Below are 19,717 nucleotides of genomic sequence, written 5' to 3'. Positions count from 1 at the left end.
ACTATGACGTTAAAAAAGAAAAAGTCAAACCTTTATCTTGGAGATCGCCAGCCGTTAAACACTCTTGGTAAAGTGGGGCTTGGGTTTAGTTATGTCGCATTAATCTGTTGGACAATCGCTATTTTGTGGCCAATATACCAGATGGTTGTATCTGCGTTTAATGGTATGCAACAAGAATATATCATTATGAATGGCGGTTTTGAATTTTCAATTGAGCACTTTGAATATATTTTTACCGAAACTTTATATCCAAAATGGATGCTCAATACAATTTTTATATCCGTTGCCACAGCGCTTATAACTTTATTATTTGTATCATTTACAGGATTTGCATATTCCAGATATCGCTTTAAAGGAAGAAAAGCATCATTGATGACTATTATGTTGATTCAAACTATTCCTGCCTTTGCGGGGCTTACAGCATATTTTACTATGTACTCTATTATTTCTGACGTGCTTCCGTTTTTTTCACGTCAGATGATGCTTATCTTAATATATTCTGCAGGTGGTATTGCAGGTAATACGTTTATTCTCAAAGGGTATTTGGATTCAATTTCTATGGAGCTGGATGACGCGGCCAAAATTGATGGTTGCTCCAACTTAAAAGTATATAGATTAATCATCTTGCCAATTGCCAGACCGATGCTTGCCATCATTGCTCTTTGGTCGTTTCTCGGGCCGTTTATGGACTATCTGCTTCCAAAAGTTATTCTAACAAATCCAGAGTCATATACTCTAGCTGCCGGACTATTTACTTTTATAAATGACCAAGAGAATATGAATGAACCAGCTTTTGCGGCTGGCGGATTGTTAATTGCAGTACCGACGGTTATTCTGTTTACTGTACTTCAAAAGCAATTAATTTCGGGGCTTGCAAGTGGGGCAGTAAAATAGAAAATAAGAATAGGCTTGCTATATAAGCCTACTCTTCAATTGTATTTAAAAAAGGAGGCAGATATTGTGAAGGTTATATTAGATAATATTGGAAAAAAGTATGAAGGGCGTGAAAATTTTACTCTCAGAAACATCAATTTAGAAATAGAAGATAAAGACTTTTGCGTTATACTTGGGCCATCTGGGTGCGGCAAAACAACCTTGTTACGAATGATTGCCGGGTTAAACTCTGTTACAGAAGGAGATTTAATTTTTGGTGATAAGCGAGTAAATAAAGTACCGTCAAAAGATAGAAATATAGCCATGGTATTTCAATCGTACGCACTATATCCTCATATGACAGTATACGATAATATGGCATTCTCGCTTGCTATGAGAAAAGAGCCAAAAAAATTAATTCACGAGCGAGTTATGGAAGCCGCCCAGGTGCTGCAAATCGAAAATTATTTATATTCGAAGCCATCTGATATATCTGGAGGCCAAAGACAAAGAGTGGCGCTAGGCCGAGCCATGGTGCGAAAGCCAAAAGTTTTCCTAATGGACGAACCGCTATCAAACTTAGATGCAAAGTTAAGAGAACATATGAGAGTTGAGCTTGTGAAGCTGCACAAATCACTAGAGACGACTTCTATATACGTAACTCACGACCAAGTAGAAGCCATGACAATGGCAACCAAAATAGTCTTAATGAACGATGGAAAAATACAGCAAGTGGGCAGCCCAGAAGACTTTTATAACAGGCCAGAAAATGTATTCGTTGCTAAATTTATAGGATCCCCAACAATGAATCTTATAGAAGGATCGCTAAAGGATGGGGAATTTGTTTCGCAAGATGGAAAAATTACGATCACTCCAAATGCAGATGAAATTCTCAAAGCATATGAAGGCAAGCCAGTTTTTGTTGGTATTCGTTCTGAGCGCTTCCTAACAGATAATTTATCTGAAAATGCTTTTGAATGCACATTAGACGTTGTTGAGCTTTTGGGCAAAGAAAAAACTATCCATGCTAAATTTGAAAATGGGCAAAGTTTTGTAATTACCACCCCAGGGCATCTGCACTATAAGAGTGGCGAAATGCATCGCTTTGCGTTTGACAAAGATGCGCTACATTTTTTTGACGGTCAAACTCAAGAAAGAATTAATTAATTTTTTTGTATTTCATGTTTAATTTTAAATATTTTAGGTAATAATAACATTAGAAAGAATCTTTGTCATGGGAGATTCTTTCGACAAACAGAGAAAGCGCTTAAATGTGCTATTTAGAATGTTTTTACAATTGGACTACAAAATAAGACTATGAATGATCTTCCGCGAGAGGATCATTCATCTACATAATATCTTTACAGCCTTGAAAATATCTCAAATCACTGCTACTCTTACACGTATCACAATATAAAAGGAGATCTGCAAATGAAATTTAGTTATGGTTGCAATGACCTCAAAGACAAGTTGCGAGCAGAAGAAAATGTGTTTTTACTGACCAATGGATTGGGTGGATATTCTTCACTAACATTGGCAAATTCTTTAACTAGAAATGATCACGCACTTCTTATGGCCGCCATAAAAGCTCCAGACATACGCATTAATATGGTTAGTAGGCTGGACGAAGAAATTATTATTGATGGCAAATACTTTAATTTAAGTTCACAAAAGTTTGTGGATTATAGCAAAAATGTAGACGGAGAAAAGTATTTAATAAATGTGACACAAGAATATATTATTGCCTTCACCTATCTCGTTGAAGGCATCGAAATTACAAAAGAAATCGTATTAGCTCATGGAGAAAATACAGTGGGCATTAAATATTCTATCTACAATCCTGCCAAAAAGACGGTAACTTTACATGTAACACCGTATTATCAGTTTGTAGAACGCGGTTCACTGTTACAAACTTTTCAAGAATTTTCCATTTCGGATAGTAAAGTAGAGTCTAATGGTATGGCGCTCTTTATCACAACTACTGCCACTGACGTGCTTGAAAATGATTTGGAATTTGTACGCGATTTATACTTTAATTATGATGCGCGGGATGGCCGTTTTGCATATGGTTGCGCGGCAAAGAAGCTTACGTATTGCTACGACATAAGCGATTCTACCGAGGTTGATTTAATATTTTCGACCCAAAATACTAACACCAATGTAACCAGTCTCATAAAAGATGAATATTATCGCCTCGAAAAATTATTTAGGATAAGCAATGCGACAAGCGGTCTTGCCAAAACATTGGTGCGTGCCAGCGATGCATATGTAGTACAACGCGAGTCGGTTGATGGGTTGACACTAATAGCTGGCTATCCGTTTTTTTTGGATTGGGGCCGAGACACGATGTATACTATAGAAGGTGCTTGCATCGCAACAAATCGATTTGAACAAAGCGAAAATATATTGCAAACCTTCGTAAAATATCTACACAATGGCATAATGCCAAATCTGTTTCCAGAAGGAGATAACCCACCTTTATACAACACCGTAGATGCTTCGTTGTTATTTATTCAGGCTGTATACTTACACTATAAAAAAAGTGACGACATAGAATTTGTCAAAAGAATGTATCCTGCAATAGTCGAAATAATCGATAGCTACAAAAATGGCACTGACTTCGATATCAAAATGGATACCGATGGACTGATTACAGCAGGTAGCGGGCTCATGCAACTTACCTGGATGGACGTTAGATATGAGAATATATTGCCAACGCCTCGACATGGAAAACCCGTGGAAATCAATGCCTACTGGTACAGCGGCTTATGCATATTAGAAAAATTTGGAAATTTAATTGGAGAACCCGTCGCTGAATATACTGCCCTCATAGAGACTACTAAAATCAATTTTGTCAATAAATTTTATAATGCAAGTAAAAAATGTTTGAAAGATGTAGTTTCGGGAAACGATTACGACAATCAGATAAGGTGTAATCAAATTTGGGCGGTCTCTGTACCTTTTTCGCCACTGCCTGATCATATCGCCGAAGAAGTTGTAACCTGCGTATACGAAAAACTTTATACTCCATATGGACTCCGCACTCTCGCGGTTGAAGATGCTGAATTTGTTGCAGAATACAGCGGCAATCTAAAAAAACGCGATTTGTCATATCACCAAGGAACCGTATGGCCATTTCCACTAGGCTCATATTTCAGAGCTTACCTAAAAGTTAATCACTATAGCGATGCCGCTGTTAAATTAGTAACAAAGCAAATAGATCACTTTGCCGATTGCCTACGAGAAGGTTGCGTCGGACAAATCGCCGAAATATACGACGGAATGTTTCCTGCCATTTCTAGAGGCTGCTTTGCCCAAGGTTGGAGTGTATGCGAAATTTTAAAAATAGTTTTAGAATTAAATATATAATAGAGGAGTAAATCAATGAACTTTTATTTTGATGATTATAATGTGATTACTAGCGACGATTTTAATGGCAAGGCAATATTTTTGGATGGAGCACAAGAACACGGCTTAGTATTTTTTCACAACGGCTGCACATTGCCGATAGAAATAAGCCTTCGCAAAAAATATTACATCCAAATCGATGATGCTACCTATCCTGTAGAATATCGTTTTATTGTTCATACCGCAAAGTTTGAGCAGGACAATAAGTATGATGGGCAATTGGGCAGTTTTTATTACGGAGAATATAGTGAATTTTTTGCTTGGGCACCTACCGCATTTAGTGTTAACGTTTGCTTTACCGATGATACCACATTACCGATGATACCACATATATAAAGCAACAAGACAATGTCGCAAAGGCATATCCTACAATTGTAAATTCTATGCGCCAAACATTAGCCGAGTATGGATTTTTGAAAGCAACACTATAACAAAGATGGAGAGCGTATTATGGATGTAAAATTCCCTTTACAATTATGTAGTAAATCCTAAAAAAGTCATTCCAAGAAAATCGTTTTTAACAGTACCTGAGCGAGATTCTATTATATACGAAACGCATATTCGGGACTTTACCACCGACCCAAAATGCAATTTTGAGCATCCCGGAAAGTTCAAAGGGTTTATAGAATCGGGGATCGCAACTAACTTTCAAAAAATAGCTGGCTACGATTACATTAAAAGTCTCGGTATAACTCACATACAATTATTGCCTATATTCGATTTCGGGTCCATCGATGAGCGCGACAAATCTAGAGAATACAATTGGGGCTATGATCCTGTTCAATACAATGTTATGGAAGGCAAGTATAGTTGCAATCAAAATGATCCATACGAACGCATTAACGAACTAATCACGCTGGTTAACACTTGCCATGATGATGGGATTGGAGTAATAATGGATGTAGTCTATAACCATGTTCATGCTCTACAAGAATTTTCCTACGAAAAGTTGGTGCCATACTATTACTTTAGATATAATAATGGGAGCCCTGGAAATGCATCGGGATGCGGTAACGAGGTCGCATCAGAAAGGTTTATGGTGCGCAAATTTATTGTTGATTCGCTAGCTTATTTGACAGAAACATTTGGCTTTGCTGGCTATAGATTTGATCTGATGGGCATTCACGATATACAAACCATGCAACTGATAAAAGATACTCTAACCAAAATTAATCCCAATATATATTTATATGGCGAAGGATGGAATATGCATACAGTAATTCCAGATGAGCAATGCGCCATTCAGCCAAACTTTGCACAAATACCTACTATCGGATTTTTTAACGACGAATTTAGAAATAAATGTAAACAGCTAATTATCGGTCATGTTACTAGCAATCTAGAAGATGTTGTACGAGAATTGCTTACGGCTTCCAATTATTCGTCTCCACTACAAAGTATAGCGTACGTATCATGCCATGATAATTATACGCTATTCGATGAGCTCTATTATGTTTTTGAGGAACACACTTCAGACATTCTACGCCAAATGCAACTGGCATATACCTTTATATTGCTAGGTCAGGGAGTGCCGTTTTTACATGGCGGTTGCGAAGGGGCGCGAACCAAGCTGGGCATCGAAAATTCGTATAAGAGCAGTGAGGAGATCAACCGCATTAAGTATGATGAGCTGAATTACGAATTGATAGATTTTGTAAAAGGGTTAATTGCATTCAGAAAAGAGCATCATGATTATTTCTTTGACACTGCGACAGACGTTGCGGAATACACTAGTATAAAAGTAGTTGATAACACAGTATTTTACCAAATAAAGGATTTACTGATAACAATCAATATGTCCAAAGATGAGAGCATTCCTGTCTACACTACTCAAAAAAATATTTAAAAACTTTCAGAAAAAGTGTAACCTTTTAAGAAGATCGTCATATGATAGTATCAGGAAATGAATTTTTCCAGAAATCTGTACTTCTGAAGATGACCTAAATAACATATGATAAAGTACCTCCCTTCCCCCCCTTGAATATGAGGGGGCCTTTTTGGATTATCAGTATAACGTTTCATTTTAGGCTCACTAAGCGGAAACGTCTCTGAACCAATTTTGATCCACACGTCTGGTAAATCTATTTCGTCAAATGTAGTAAACTCGCTTTCGCATCTTGCTGCGCGGTAGACCAATGTCGGTAGCCACGAATTAGATTGCCATTTTTTTGACGCGGCTGATCTATAAATGTAGGAGGATAATCTCGAATATCTGGATACAAATTATCTCCCCCATTAAATAAAGCAAGGTAGGTTAGCCCCATCCCCTCTCTGGCACATACATCGGCCAGGTAACGTTGCCCTTTAATATATTGGCTGGACTCACCACCTGCATAAAAGTTTACGAAATCGTCAGACAGTTTGCTATCTAAACTTATGGTATTAAATCCCATTTTTTTAAATCTGCAACAACGCTGTCAAAGCGCCATAAATCAGAATAATACGGTTCAAAAAAATTGCCTACCCACATATTAAATACAGGTCTGTTCTTACCATTAGCTATTGCGTTAGTTGATATTAACATAACTGTTCTTTTCGTCAAGTCCTCTTATTAAGATTTCATCCTTCGAGCATCCAATTCTCTGTTCTTGCGGTAAAATTCTTTTTTATCTGCATACATAGCAAAGTCGGCCTGCTCTTGCGCCTTTTCCCAATGTTCAACACTAGACCCCTCGCATAATGATATTCCAACCGCTATATTAGCGCCAGAAATGTCATCTGCGCACAATTCTGTTAAGTGCAATCTCATATTATGTATATACTTATGCGCTCGCGTTTTATTGTGATGATTAAATAATACGACAAATTCATCTCCGCCAATTCTATATATCACATGGTCTTTTTTTGAATCTAGAGCTAGTGCTTTTGCCGCTGCACTAATATAAAAATCTCCAAGCTTATGCCCATACTTATCATTTATCATCTTAAGTCCGTTTAAATCTGCCAGCATTACCATATAGTTTTGCAAAGCATTTCGCTGTATTAGGTTGTTAACATCCAAATCATACGCAATACGATTTTTGAGCCCCGTTAACGAATCCGTATTATAGATATCCTGAAAATGTGGATTTGATATTCGTTGAAACATTATCCGTGATATCACAGATGCAATAAAGCACACCACACCAATAAATATGACTGTAAAATTTCTGAGCTTAATATACAGGGCGTATTGGTCTCCTGCAGAAAATTCTAATCCCAAAGCGCCTATTACGCTTCCGTCCATGGCATAGCGTATTGGGTAGTATGCTACAAAAACTTCACCCCATTCGGTAAGCAAAATCTCTCCAGATAATACTGCATCGCCAGCCATCGCAGTCATTAAATCTGGCTTAAACTCTTCTTCTATCAAATCTCCAGGTACTCTAAAATCGGGACTAGATTGCGGAAGCCCATCAACGTGATAGATTAATTCTTTGTTTTCGTTGTATGTTGCTGTATAAAGATATTTCGCCCCGGTAGCTTCTCGAGCATTCTTCAAAAAAACATGTGTATCCATATAGAGCTGACCGCTCATATCGCTCTGCTCTGTTATCTCTGTAAATATCGTAGGATTCATATTTGCCTCCACGTATTGTAAAACCGCATCTCCTCTATTCTCTAACGATGCTAGCATGTTATCATAGCTCGTATTATAAACAAATATTGCAACCAAGGAACACGAAATACTGATAATTACTAACATCAGAATCGACACTTGATAATCCAATCGCGATGACTTTAGTTTTTTGAAGTTTTGTAACATTTAAAATATTGTGGTAGTTGCAACTCTGGCAATCGGATGTGCATACATACCTCATTCTCCTTTTCCAAGTTTTTCCTATTGCCGTTAGTTACAGTTTAAATACTTAAATAAAATTTGTCAATAGAATAAGACAAGAACAAAAAATTAATAATTCTTCACCATATCCATAACAATTTGTTCCCAATCGCGTAAAGTTTGTAAACTATAATTACAAGTACTAATATCCTTGAGCGTTATCTCAACATTACAAGAATTCTTGTTGCAAGCATCCAAAATTTTGCCAAGCTCTGCTTTGATTAGGTCTTTATCTAGCACCGCAGTTGCCACATTTGCAGGGTTCGGCTTAGATGCTATTACGTATTTTTTGCCGATCACTTCTGCCGCATTTTCCACGTCTGCCCATGGCGTTATCGAAATCTTTCGCAAGTTCGGAATCTTCTCTACGATGTCAACTTTTTTATCCAGCGGTTCGCAGCATCCATAGTATACTAATCCACATTTTCCAACGGTTCTTTTCATAAATTCGATATCATATTCGTCGTGCATATCTTTGCCCACAGAGCCAAATATTTGCGCCGCACCTCTGCCCCAGACGTCTTTGCGTTTTAGAGGCTCTCCTGGAACGTAGTCTTTTGCTGGCAAATCGTCGGTATATGGCGATGTGTGGTGGATCGAAATTGGATCATAGTCTAGCAATCCCAGTTTCTCGTATTGGTCTATTACGCCCTCTTTAATTTGAGTAAATCGCTCTATTAGGTCTAGCATAAATTCTGGTCTATCTATCATGTCCATCAAAAGCGGGGTTACTCCTCGAAGTTGCGCAATAATATCCCAGTTTGAATTGCTAACATACTCGACGCCGCCCAAGTGAATCGGAATAATGTCGCCAATAGCATTGCCCAGCTTGTTTAGTCTTGCCATAGTTTCTTTTTCGTTATACGTTACTATAACGTCCTTTAGCAAGTCGATTGAATCATCTGTTGCAAATTGATCTGAATATTCGTGCGAAACAATTCGGTTATCAGCATCAACGTGTAGTGTTTTTTCATCAATGACTACTCCAATGCTCGAATGCTTAATTACTTTTTGCACCTTAATATATGGCTTCACTATCATATCTGCTGGAAAATGTTTAAACTGAAACAACGTCTGTCGCAACTTTTTTTCGATATTCCTAAAAAATGGGTCTTTGCATAGCAGCGTCAATGAACCATCCACGTTTAACTCATGCCAGGGTAGCTCCGAAATCATGACGATGGGACGAATCATTTTTAAGTCGTTTACTGCCTTGTGTAATCTCACCAATTCAGAATTTCTCGACAATTCAGCTATTTTTTTATACTCATAAGCTAATTCTCTCAATATTTTTACATCCATAATACGCTCTCCATCTTTGTTATAGTGTTGCTTTCAAAAATCCATACTCGGCTAATGTTTGGCGCATAGAATTTACAATTGTAGGATATGCCTTTGCGACATTGTCTTGTTGCTTTATATCAAAGTCCAAATTGAATAGTTGATCCTCAGGGCCATTGCCAAAGTCGCGTTGATTCGGAATATCTTCATACACCTGAGCACTCCTAGGCAAAAATACCCATTGATTTTGACGTAACATTACCACTTTATCATTATTTTCGAACATCACTTCGCTTCTACCAATGCTATCTTTGCCCATAAATGCATTTAGCATGTTGAGACTGTCTACATCTGCAACATCCACATTTATCAGATTGGCAAATGAGGCCAGTAGGTCGACTTGGCTCACTATGGCAGGAGAAATCGTCTTCGCTGTATGTCCCTTCCAAGACAATATAAAAGGAATACGCACTCCGCCTTCGTATTTACTATACTTTCCGGCTCTAAATGGTCCAGCTGGCTTATGCTTTCCTGCAAGCTCAAATGCGTGGTCGTTATAGCCATCGTCAAATACTGGTCCGTTATCGCTAGAAATTATTATTATCGTATCCTCTAATAAATTTTTCTCCTTTAGATAAGCCACGATTTCTCCAACAGTGTAATCAAATTCTGCTATCACATCGCCTCGAGGCCCCATCTCTGTGGCTCCCACAAATTTTGGATTTGCCAATCTTGGAACGTGTGGCTGATGCGCGGCAAAGTATAAGAAAAACGGTGCCTGATCACTAGAGTCCATAAACTCTTTTGCCTGTGTTAAAAAAGTATCAGTCAACTCTTCGTCTTTCCAGATCGCTGCCTTTCCGCCTTTCATATACCCAATGCGTCCTACGCCATTTACTATCATATTTGAGTGCCCGTGAGTAGATGTAATTCTCAACTTGTCGGGATCTTTTTTATATGTGTCTATCTGATCAATAAACGAACATTTGTCTTCTGCTCCATAAAAAACCGTCATCGGATCGTCCGCATCTAAGTTGTCCACGTGATGATTTTTTACAAACACTGTTGGTACTCTGTCATTTGTGCCCGGAAATATAAACGAATAATCAAATCCGATATCATTTGGAGTGTGCTCGATATATCCGTTCCAATCGACTGCTCCATCGCCAAGCCCCAAGTGCCATTTGCCTATAACCGCAGTATTATACTCTGCTGCCTTAAACATTTTCGGAAGCGTAATTTGTTCTTTAGATATTAAGCAATGCTGCGCATTTCCTGGCAAAATTCTAATCTGATTATTTGAAAATGGGTATTGCCCTGTTAGAAGTCCGTATCTGGCTGGTGTACACACCGAAGAAGTCGAGTATGCTTGCTGAAACCGAACCCCCTCTTCTGCCAACGCATCGATATTCGGGGTCTTTATATCCTCTGCCCCATAGCATGATAAATCTCCGTACCCTAAATCATCTGCATAAATTATAATTACATTAGGTTTCATATTATACTCCTCTATAATTTATATTAAAATTATTACAAATTTTTCCATTATACACATGTATTATAATCTTAATGCTACCACTTGTCAAGCTAGTGACCGGGGCTTGACATATTCTACGATTTTGATTTAGAATTTTTGAAATTACTTAGTCTAAGGAGCTGCAACTATGAGAATCGCACCAACCGATGTTATATTAGTGGGCTTTAATATGCCTCATAAAAGTTTATTTGACGGAGATTTTAACGAAAAAGGAAGGCCAAGTTGGAGGTTATTAAGACAATCTGATTTTTGGCTCGGAAATATTGTATCGGGAAACCTTGCTATGGGGCTCTCATTTGATAGGCTATCGAGTGGCGGAAATGCTATTGCCACATACACCACCAAGGCAACTATAGCCGATACAATTTCCAAAACTGCGACTATCAAATGGAGATTTGCAGCGCAAGCTGAATATGAGTGCGATGCCTATGTATCGTTATCTTTGGTATGCAACAATATCGAAGTTGTTCTGGCTGATAAAATTGAAATTTCCCGTGCTCCCACTCCCGCTGCAGAATACGAGGGAGAATACGCGGCTGATATAACTCTCAAAAATCCAAAGGTAAAATTGACTTTGTACTCAAACTTCGATATCAATGTTTATGTGGAGTGGGTCGATGTTGCAATTTCGGAAACGACTGCCACTTGGGATGTTGCCGCTACAGATACGGCAGATGGCATTGCACTGTCTTTCAATCAGGCCGCACCGTGTGATATATATAGAAGTAATCAGAAACGTACGGGATATGTAAAGATTGCCACGGAGCAGGTGGGGGCGTTTATCGATACAACAGCTGTTTGCGGCAAAACGTACTACTACTCGGTTCGACTTAGCCATGACGACGCGGCATCTCCAGCATATCCCGTCATCGGAATCAAGCCAGATGATGGCATCTCTATTGCCCCTACCAACCTCGTCGCCACTGGCTCAAAATGGGAAGTTACCTTAAGCTGGGACGATGCCAATAACGATACAGAGTTTTACAATATATATCGCGCGGACTCAATCACAAAGGAGCTCTCATTACTACACTACCATCATAGTAACTATCAGAAATTTGTGGACATGCTTCCTATCAAAGGATCTACAAACACCTATTCTGTCAGCGCCATAGATTTTTGCGGCAACGAAAGCCCTCTCTCGGCTCCCGCTACTGCAATAGTTTCGGCCATTCCAGGCGCATCTTTTAGCGATCTAATTCAGCCCCTCCCAGTAACAAAAACTATGGTAAATGCTGGAATTTGGGGCGCCTCATATGTATTACCTCGCGATAAAAATAACGGCATAGAAGATAACGAATACTCATACTGGGGCGGCAGAATTGTCGAAGAGGCCGGCAAATATCATATCAATATTGTTCGATGGCCAGAAAATACTCGCCGAGGTCATTGGGACTGGCCGTCTTCTACTACTGCATATGCAACTTCAACCGATCCCCTGGGGCCATACAAAGTCTCTCGAGAAAAAGCATATACCTACACCGCTGGCGTCGAAAATTTAAATTCGTCGGGACATAACACAAATATAATTTTGCGAAACGATGGCAGTTATTTGCTATACACACTAGTAAACTTTACGCCAATCCTTCTAAGCTCCAAATCCATTAGTGGTCCTTGGAAATACGAAGGCGAAATGAAAGTAAACCACAACGACTCGCAGCGCGCATATCGATACGAAAGAAATCTATCGGGAGTTGAGCTAGAAGACGGGTCCTTGCTCTTTGTTAGCAAAGCTGGCAATATGATCAAAAGCACTTCAGGAATTTTGGGGCCCTACGAAGTGCTAACAGGCACAATCCAAGAGAACACAACAGTGCCCGAACGGTATCGCAAGTCTGTATACGAAGATCCCGTAATGTGGAAAGACGAGTTGCAATACCATATGATAATAAATGGATTTATCGATTTTAGGGCCATATACTTGCGATCTGCAGATGGGATCAACTGGTTCTACGAAGACGGCTTCGCATACACATCGACATCCACAGTATATGAAAACGGTGTACGAACATTATGGCATAAGATAGAGCGCCCCAACGTGCTAGTAGACAAATACGGCAGAGCCACGCACCTGTCAATGGCCGTGATCGACATCAACAAAGCCAATGACTATCCGAACGACAATCATAGCTCTAAAAACCAAATTTTGCCATTAATAATCCCTCGCAGGCTAAGACGCCTCAGCGAAACAGAAATCCTCATATTAGATGAAGATACGTTAGTAGAAACTGACTCTCCCGAGCTTGCGGCAACAGAAATCAAAGATAACGCACCGGCTAATACGATCAACGATGACGAATCAGCTCACACTATCGAAGATGACGCATCGGCTCACGCTATCAAAGATGACGCATCGGCTAATACGATCAACGATGACGAATCAGCTCACGCTATCGAAGGCGACGATTCTGCTAATACGATCAATGATGCCGAATCGGCTAACGCTATCGAAGATGACGCATCGGCTCACGCTATCGAAAACGACTCATCTGCTAATACGATCGAAGATGACTCATCGGCTCACGCTATCAAAGATGATGCATCGGCTCACGCTATCGAAGGCGACGATTCTGCTAATACGATCGAAGACCACTCATCGACTCACGCGTTCGAAAACGACTCATCAGCTAATACGATCAACGACGACGATTCTGCTAATACGATCAAAGGCGACGTATCGGCTAACGCTATCAAAGGCGACGATTCTGCTAATGCGATCAACGATGACGCATCGGCTAATGTGATCGGACGTGACTCATCGGATAACGCGGTCAGAAGTGATGCATCGGCTCACGCGGTCGGAAGTGACTCATCGGCTAATGCGATTAACGGCGATGTATCGGCTCACGCTATCGAAAACGACTCATCAGCTAATGCGATTAACGGCGACGTATCGGCTCACGCTATCGAAAATGACGCATCTGCTCACGCTATCGAAAACGACTCATCAGCTAATGCGATCAACGATGACGCATCGGCTCACGCTATCAAAGATGACGATTCTGCTCGGACGATCAACGATGCCGAATCTGCTCACGCTATCGAAGATGATGCATCGGATAACGCGGTCGAAGGCGACGTATCGGCTAATACGATCGAAGATGACTCATCGACTCACGCGTTCGAAGGCGACGTATCGGCTCACACGATTGAAGGTGACGCATCGGCTAACGCTATCGAAGATGACGCATCTGATAATACGTCAACGATGACTATCTGATAACACGATCAATGTCGATGGATCTTCCAATATAATCCATGTCGACGAATCTGCTAATACGATAGAAGATGACGCATCAGCTCACGCTATCAAAGATGATGCATCGGCTAATACGATCAACGATGCCAAATCCGCCAATGTGATCAACGATGACAAATCTGCTAATACGATCAAAGATGACGGATCGGCTAACGCGTTCGAAGGTGACTCATCGGCTCACGCTATCGAAAACGACTCATCGGCTAATGCGATCAACGATGACGTATCGGCTAACGCGTTCGAAGGTGACTCATCGGCTCACGCTATCAAAGATGATGCATCGGCTAATGCGATCAACGATGACGCATCGGCTCACGCTATCGAAGATGATGATTCTGCTAATACGATCAACGATGACGCATCGGCTCACGCTATCGAAAACAACTCATCGGCTAATGCGATCAACGATGCCGAATCTGCTCACGCTATCGAAGATGACGCATCAGCTCACGCTATCGAAGATGACTCATCGGCTCACGCTATCGAAGGTGACTCATCGGCTAATGTGATCGAAGGCGACGATTCTGCTAATACGATCGAAGATGCCGCATCGGCTCACGCTATCGAAAACGACTCATCTGCTAATACGATCGAAGATGACTCATCGGCTCACGCTATCAAAGGTGACGATTCTGCTCACGCTATCAAAGATGACGTATCGGCTCACGCTATCAAAAATGACGGATCGGCTAATGCGATCAACGATGACGTATCGGCTAACGCTATCGAAGATGACGCATCGGCTAATACGATCAACGATGACGCATCGGCTCACGCTATCGAAGATGACTCATCGGATAACGCGATCAAAAACGACGTATCGGCTCACGCTATCAAAGATGCCAAATCCGCTAATGCGATCAACGATGACGCATCGGCTCACGCTATCAAAGGCGACGATTCTGCTAATGCGATCAACGATGACGTATCGGCTCACGCTATCAAAGATGACGCATCAGCTCACGCTATCGAAGATGACTCATCGGCTAACGCGGTCGGACGTGACGCATCGGCTAATGCGATCGAAGATGACGCATCGGCTCACGCAATCGAAGGCGACGTATCGGCTCACGCTATCGAAAATGACGCATCTGCTCACGCTATCGAAAACGACTCATCAGCTAATGCGATCAACGATGACGCATCGGCTCACGCAATCGAAGGCGACGTATCTGCTAATACGATCAACGATGACGTATCGGCTCACGCTATCGAAAACGACTCATCGGCTAATGTGATCGGACGTGACGCACCGGCTAATGCGATCAACGATGACGCATCGGCTCACGCGATTGAAGGTGACTCATCGGCTCACGCGTTCGAAGGCGACGTATCGGCTAATGCGATCAACGATGACGAATCAGCTCCCGCTATCAAAGATGACGCACCGGCTAACGCTATCAAAGATGATGCATCAGCTCACGCTATCAAAGATGACGTATCGGCTAACGCGTTCAAAGGTGACGTATCGGCTCACGCTATCGAAAACGACTCATCAGCTAATACGATCAACGGCCACTCATCGGCTCACGCTATCAAAGGCGACAATTCTGCTAATACGATCGAAGGCCACTCATCGGCTAACGCTATCAAAGATGACGAATCCGCCAATGTGATCAAAGATGACTCATCGGCTCACGCTATCGAAGATGATGATTCTGCTAATACGATCAACGATGACGCATCGGCTCACGCTATCAAAGATGATGCATCGGCTAATGCGATCAACGATGACGAATCAGCTCACGCTATCAAAGATGCCGTATCAGCTCACGCTATCGAAGATGATGATTCTGCTAATACGATCAACGATGACGTATCTGATAACACGATCAATGTCGATGAATCTTCCAATATAATCCATGTCGACGAATCTGCTAATACGATCAAAAGTTCTACTCGTATTACCGACGACCAGGCAATGGAACTCGCAAGTCAAGCCCTACATGAGTTGTTCAAAGCCTTTTCTGATGCAAATGTAGCTTATGAACCTGCTAACGCGGTCGGACGTGACTCATCGGCTAATGTGATCGAAAGTGACGCATCGGCTAACGCGGTCGGAAGTGACGCATCGGCTAATGTGATCGGACGTGACTCATCGGCTAATGTGATCGGAAGTGACTCATCGGCTAATGCGGTCGGAAGTGATGATCGGCTAACGCGATCGAAGGTGACGCATCGGCTAATGTGATCGGAAGTGATGCATCGGCTAACGCGGTCGGAAGTGACTCATCGGCTAATGTGATCGGAAGTGACGCATCGGCTAATGCGATCGGAAGTGACGCATCGGCTAACGCGGTCGGACGTGACGCATCGGCTAATGTGATCGGAAGTGACTCATCGGCTAACGCGGTCGGAAGTGACTCATCGGCTAATGTGATCGGAAGTGACGCATCGGATAATGTGATCGGAAGTGACTCATCGGCTAATGTGATCGAAAGTGACGTCATCGGCTCACGCGATCAGAAGGTAACGCATCGGATAATGTGATCGGAAGTGACGCATCGGATAACGCGGTTCGGACGTGACGCATCGGCTGACGCTATCGAAGATGATGATTCTGCTAATGCGATCAACGATGACGTATCTGATAACACTATCAATGTCGATGAATCTTCCAATTATACATCCATGTCGACGAATCTGCTAATACGATCAAAAGTTCTACTCGTATTAGCGACGACCAGGCAATGGAACTCGTAAGTCAAGCCTACATGAGTTGTTCAAAGCCTTTTCTGATGCAAATGTAGCTTATGAACCTGCTAACGCGGTCGGACGTGACGCATCGGCTAACGCATATCAAAGATGCCGAATCGGCTCACGCTATCGAAAATGACGCATCGGCTAACGCGGTCAGAAGTGATTCATCGGCTAATGTGATCAGTAGTGACTAATCGGCTAAGTATGGATCGGAAGTGATGTATCGGCTAACTGTAATCGGATGACTCATCGGATAATGCGATCAGAAGTGATCGCATCGGCTAATGCGATCAACGATGACGCATCGGCTAATGCGGTCGGAAGTGACTCATCGGCTAATGCGGTCGGAAGTGACTCATCGGCTAACGCGGTCGGAAGTGACTCATCGGCTAATGTGATCGGACGTGACGCATCGGCTAACGTGATCGGACGTGACTCATCGGCTAATGTGATCGGAAGTGACTCATCGGATAATGTGATCGGAAGTGACTCATCGGATAACGTGGATCAGAAGTGACTCATCGGCTAATGTGATCGGAAGTGATGCATCTGCTAATGTGATCGGAAGTGACGCATCGGCTAATGTGATCGAAGGCGACGCATTCTGCTAATGCGATCAAAGATGACGCATCGACTAATGCGGTCGGACGTGACGCATCGGCTAATGTGATCGAAAGTGACTCATCGGCTAATGTGATCGGAAGTGACGCATCGGCTAACGCGGTCAGAAGTGATGCATCGGCTAATGTGATCGGAAGTGACTCATCGGATAACGCGGTCAGAAGTGACGTATCGGCTAACGCGGTCGAAAGTGACTCATCGGATAACGCGGTCGAAAGTGACTCATCGGCTAATGTGATCGGAAGTGACTCATCGGATAATGTGATCGGAAGTGATGCATCGGATAACGCGATTGAAGGTGACGCTTATGCGTTCGAAGACGAAATCACCGCCATTGCAACTAAGACCACTGATATTAATGATTTTATAATGGAATCTTTTATATTCGGTGCAGCAAAAGCGGTAAATTTTGGTAAAGGTGCAAGGGCTATTGCTATTCGAAAACATGCCGAGGGCACTGTTGTAACGTTCGCCGGAGATACCTACTTGACCGCTGACCCATGCGATTTCGTTGCCAAGCTAATAGGCAGGACTAAGGATGGTAAATTGGTTGTAGGATATGTATAAGCAACGGAGATTACTTTGGCTTTTGGAACTGGCTTGTGCAATGGAGGCGGTTATAATTTCAGTGGTTGCTAAAACAAAATAATTAGCATAAAATTATGAATTCTGACAAATGATATAATGAGGTGGTCATCATTATTAGACGCCTTTAATATCCCCGGAAAGGAAATTATAATTGTGAACCAACCTAATATCGTTTTTATAATGACTGATGACCATGCGTCTCACTCGATGAGCTGTTATGGTAGCAAGATCAATGTGACGCCCAATATGGACCGCATTGCCAATGAGGGAATGAGATTTGATAATTGTTTTTGTACTAACTCTATTTGTGCACCCAGTAGAGCTGTCATTCTTACTGGAAAACACAGCCATCTTAATGGGGTAATTACGCTAAATGACGAATTTGATGGTAGACAGCAGACGTTTCCGAAGTTGCTACAAAAAGCGGGATACCAAACCGGCATAATTGGTAAGTGGCATCTTGGGGAGGGAGGATATGCGGACCCTACTGGATTTGACTATTATTGTGTTCTTCACGGACAGGGCGAGTATTTTGACCCTAAGATGAGAGAGCAGGGCGAGGATAAAATTTTTAAAGGATACGCCACAGATATTATTACTGATATGTCTCTTAACTTTATTAAGGATCGCGACAAAAGTAAGCCTTTTATGTTGATGTGCCACCACAAAGCGCCGCATAGACCGTGGACCGTGAGTGCCAAATATGCTGATCTATATAAAGATGAAGAAATACTGCAACCCGAAACTTTTGACGATGATTACGCCACCCGTTGCGACGCGGCTCGTGAAGCAGAAATGAGAATTGATAACGATTTTATGTATCGAGATTTAAAACTTGTCCCTCCTCCGACTAAAAGACCTATGGACAAAATTCCGCCACCAGATTCGTTAGAGGGATATACGCTGACTCCGGAAGAAACGGGCGTACCAGTTAGTTTTAGTAGCTATGCCGAGCTCAAAAATTTCAAATACCAACGATATATCAAAGACTATTTACGATGCGTTGCCAGCGTAGACGATGGAATCGGGCAGCTGCTAGATTGCCTGAACGAAGAGGGCATTGCGGAAGATACGATTGTAGTATATACTTCTGACCAGGGATTTTTCTTGGGAGATCACGGGTGGTATGACAAGAGATTTATGTATGAGGAATCTTTGAGGATGCCGTTTGTAATTAAATATCCGCGCGCGATCAAAGCGGGGAGAGTTAGCGATAAGATGATTCTTAATTTAGATTTTGCCGAAACATTTCTAGACTTTGCGGGAGTGCCGATTCCAGATGATATGCAAGGAAAGTCGTTTAGGCGAATATTAGAAGACGAAAACGCACCGGCAATTCAGACTGCAATGTATTATAGATACTGGATGCACCTTGCGCACCACAATATTTGGTCTCACTATGGAATTCGCACCCTCGACTATAAGCTGATTTACTATTACGCGCAGGCATTGGGAAAAAGTGGTACTATAGATGAGTATCGAGAAGCGGCATGGGAATTGTTTGATTTAAAAAAGGATCCTCACGAATTAAACAACGTATACGACAACCCCGAGTATGCCGATTTAATCGTAAAGTTAAAAGATGAGATGTATAAATTGAAGGCTGAAGCCGAAGATGAAGAGTAAATTT

19 protein-coding genes are annotated in these 19,717 nt (G+C 41.7%); 14 read left to right on the top strand and 5 right to left on the bottom strand.

Annotated elements, in window-relative coordinates:
* Positions 1–3: 3 nt before the first annotated feature.
* The 5 genes from PCY70_RS13385 to PCY70_RS13365 all read left to right on the top strand — a co-directional run bounded on the left by PCY70_RS13385 (position 4) and on the right by PCY70_RS13365 (position 6,127).
* Positions 4–894 (top strand): sugar ABC transporter permease, encoded by an 891-nt coding sequence (locus PCY70_RS13385; RefSeq protein ID WP_010168686.1) that lies wholly within the window; start codon positions 4–6, stop codon positions 892–894.
* Between the two features lie 63 nt (positions 895–957).
* A complete protein-coding gene (locus PCY70_RS13380) occupies positions 958–2,040 on the top strand; it encodes an ABC transporter ATP-binding protein (protein ID WP_416387546.1) in 1,083 nt (360 codons plus the stop codon).
* A 264-nt stretch (positions 2,041–2,304) separates the two neighbouring features.
* Entirely contained in the window at positions 2,305–4,242 is a 1,938-nt protein-coding gene (locus PCY70_RS13375; RefSeq protein ID WP_305767867.1) for an amylo-alpha-1,6-glucosidase, read from the top strand.
* Between the two features lie 15 nt (positions 4,243–4,257).
* Entirely contained in the window at positions 4,258–4,617 is a 360-nt protein-coding gene (locus PCY70_RS13370) for an early set domain-containing protein (RefSeq protein WP_305767864.1), read from the top strand.
* Between the two features lie 163 nt (positions 4,618–4,780).
* Positions 4,781–6,127 carry an alpha-amylase family glycosyl hydrolase gene (locus PCY70_RS13365; RefSeq protein ID WP_323132703.1) on the top strand — a complete coding sequence of 449 codons (1,347 nt, stop codon included), beginning with the start codon at positions 4,781–4,783 and terminating at the stop codon, positions 6,125–6,127.
* 235 nt (positions 6,128–6,362) lie between these two features.
* Here PCY70_RS13365 and PCY70_RS13360 read toward each other — a convergent pair whose 3' ends face one another.
* The 5 genes from PCY70_RS13360 to PCY70_RS13340 form a co-directional block, all read right to left on the bottom strand.
* Positions 6,363–6,674 carry a hypothetical protein gene (locus PCY70_RS13360; protein ID WP_305767862.1) on the bottom strand — a complete coding sequence of 104 codons (312 nt, stop codon included), beginning with the start codon at positions 6,672–6,674 and terminating at the stop codon, positions 6,363–6,365.
* Positions 6,656–6,823 (bottom strand): hypothetical protein, encoded by a 168-nt coding sequence (locus PCY70_RS13355; RefSeq protein ID WP_305767861.1) that lies wholly within the window; start codon positions 6,821–6,823, stop codon positions 6,656–6,658. The genes PCY70_RS13360 and PCY70_RS13355 overlap by 19 nt, the downstream gene beginning before the upstream one ends.
* A gap of 9 nt (positions 6,824–6,832) precedes the next feature.
* Positions 6,833–7,840, bottom strand: coding sequence for a GGDEF domain-containing protein (locus PCY70_RS13350; RefSeq protein WP_305767859.1), 1,008 nt, complete (start codon positions 7,838–7,840; stop codon positions 6,833–6,835).
* Between the two features lie 330 nt (positions 7,841–8,170).
* The gene (locus tag PCY70_RS13345; protein ID WP_305767857.1) at positions 8,171–9,403 is read right to left on the bottom strand and encodes a hypothetical protein; all 1,233 of its coding nucleotides are present in this window, start codon (positions 9,401–9,403) and stop codon (positions 8,171–8,173) included.
* Positions 9,404–9,422: 19 nt separating this feature from the next.
* The gene (locus PCY70_RS13340) at positions 9,423–10,880 is read right to left on the bottom strand and encodes a sulfatase family protein (RefSeq protein WP_305767855.1); all 1,458 of its coding nucleotides are present in this window, start codon (positions 10,878–10,880) and stop codon (positions 9,423–9,425) included.
* 166 nt (positions 10,881–11,046) lie between these two features.
* On the opposite strand from PCY70_RS13340, the gene PCY70_RS13335 reads away from it, so the two are divergent.
* The 9 genes from PCY70_RS13335 (at position 11,047) to PCY70_RS13295 (ending at position 19,713) form a co-directional block, all read left to right on the top strand.
* On the top strand, positions 11,047–14,139 hold the full coding sequence (locus tag PCY70_RS13335; RefSeq protein ID WP_305767853.1) for a hypothetical protein: 3,093 nt from the start codon (positions 11,047–11,049) through the stop codon (positions 14,137–14,139).
* 139 nt (positions 14,140–14,278) lie between these two features.
* Positions 14,279–16,369 (top strand): midas domain-containing protein, encoded by a 2,091-nt coding sequence (locus PCY70_RS13330; RefSeq protein WP_305767852.1) that lies wholly within the window; start codon positions 14,279–14,281, stop codon positions 16,367–16,369.
* Positions 16,366–16,668, top strand: a complete 303-nt coding sequence (locus PCY70_RS13325; RefSeq protein ID WP_305767850.1) for a hypothetical protein — start codon at positions 16,366–16,368, stop codon at positions 16,666–16,668. Before PCY70_RS13330 ends, PCY70_RS13325 begins: the two co-directional genes overlap by 4 nt.
* A 6-nt stretch (positions 16,669–16,674) precedes the next feature.
* Positions 16,675–16,881 carry a hypothetical protein gene (locus PCY70_RS13320; protein WP_305767848.1) on the top strand — a complete coding sequence of 69 codons (207 nt, stop codon included), beginning with the start codon at positions 16,675–16,677 and terminating at the stop codon, positions 16,879–16,881.
* 50 nt (positions 16,882–16,931) lie between these two features.
* Positions 16,932–17,072 carry a hypothetical protein gene (locus tag PCY70_RS13315; protein WP_305767846.1) on the top strand — a complete coding sequence of 47 codons (141 nt, stop codon included), beginning with the start codon at positions 16,932–16,934 and terminating at the stop codon, positions 17,070–17,072.
* A gap of 47 nt (positions 17,073–17,119) precedes the next feature.
* On the top strand, positions 17,120–17,395 hold the full coding sequence (locus tag PCY70_RS13310; RefSeq protein ID WP_305767844.1) for a hypothetical protein: 276 nt from the start codon (positions 17,120–17,122) through the stop codon (positions 17,393–17,395).
* Positions 17,364–17,489, top strand: a complete 126-nt coding sequence (locus PCY70_RS13305; protein WP_305767842.1) for a hypothetical protein — start codon at positions 17,364–17,366, stop codon at positions 17,487–17,489. Before PCY70_RS13310 ends, PCY70_RS13305 begins: the two co-directional genes overlap by 32 nt.
* A 55-nt stretch (positions 17,490–17,544) precedes the next feature.
* Positions 17,545–18,066 carry a hypothetical protein gene (locus PCY70_RS13300; RefSeq protein WP_305767840.1) on the top strand — a complete coding sequence of 174 codons (522 nt, stop codon included), beginning with the start codon at positions 17,545–17,547 and terminating at the stop codon, positions 18,064–18,066.
* A gap of 174 nt (positions 18,067–18,240) precedes the next feature.
* Entirely contained in the window at positions 18,241–19,713 is a 1,473-nt protein-coding gene (locus PCY70_RS13295) for a sulfatase family protein (RefSeq protein WP_029487927.1), read from the top strand.
* Positions 19,714–19,717 lie beyond the last annotated feature (4 nt).

It is taken from the genome of Candidatus Epulonipiscium viviparus (assembly GCF_030708075.1).
Lineage (GTDB): Bacteria > Bacillota > Clostridia > Lachnospirales > Cellulosilyticaceae > Epulonipiscioides > Epulonipiscioides viviparus.
Note: the sequence above shows the minus strand (reverse complement) of the source record. Positions and strands in the feature narration are given on the sequence as shown.

Bases quoted from the DNA above. Each gene is read 5' to 3' on its own strand.
- PCY70_RS13385 (WP_010168686.1), top strand. From the start codon at position 4: ATGACGTTAAAAAAGAAAAAGTCAAACCTTTATCTTGGAGATCGCCAG.
- PCY70_RS13375 (WP_305767867.1), top strand. From the start codon at position 2,305: ATGAAATTTAGTTATGGTTGCAATGACCTCAAAGACAAGTTGCGAGCA.
- PCY70_RS13370 (WP_305767864.1), top strand. From the start codon at position 4,258: ATGAACTTTTATTTTGATGATTATAATGTGATTACTAGCGACGATTTT.
- PCY70_RS13360 (WP_305767862.1), bottom strand. From the start codon at position 6,674: ATGGGATTTAATACCATAAGTTTAGATAGCAAACTGTCTGACGATTTC.
- PCY70_RS13350 (WP_305767859.1), bottom strand. From the start codon at position 7,840: ATGAATCCTACGATATTTACAGAGATAACAGAGCAGAGCGATATGAGC.
- PCY70_RS13345 (WP_305767857.1), bottom strand. From the start codon at position 9,403: ATGGATGTAAAAATATTGAGAGAATTAGCTTATGAGTATAAAAAAATA.
- PCY70_RS13340 (WP_305767855.1), bottom strand. From the start codon at position 10,880: ATGAAACCTAATGTAATTATAATTTATGCAGATGATTTAGGGTACGGA.
- PCY70_RS13335 (WP_305767853.1), top strand. From the start codon at position 11,047: ATGAGAATCGCACCAACCGATGTTATATTAGTGGGCTTTAATATGCCT.
- PCY70_RS13315 (WP_305767846.1), top strand. From the start codon at position 16,932: ATGAACCTGCTAACGCGGTCGGACGTGACGCATCGGCTAACGCATATC.
- PCY70_RS13310 (WP_305767844.1), top strand. From the start codon at position 17,120: ATGACTCATCGGATAATGCGATCAGAAGTGATCGCATCGGCTAATGCG.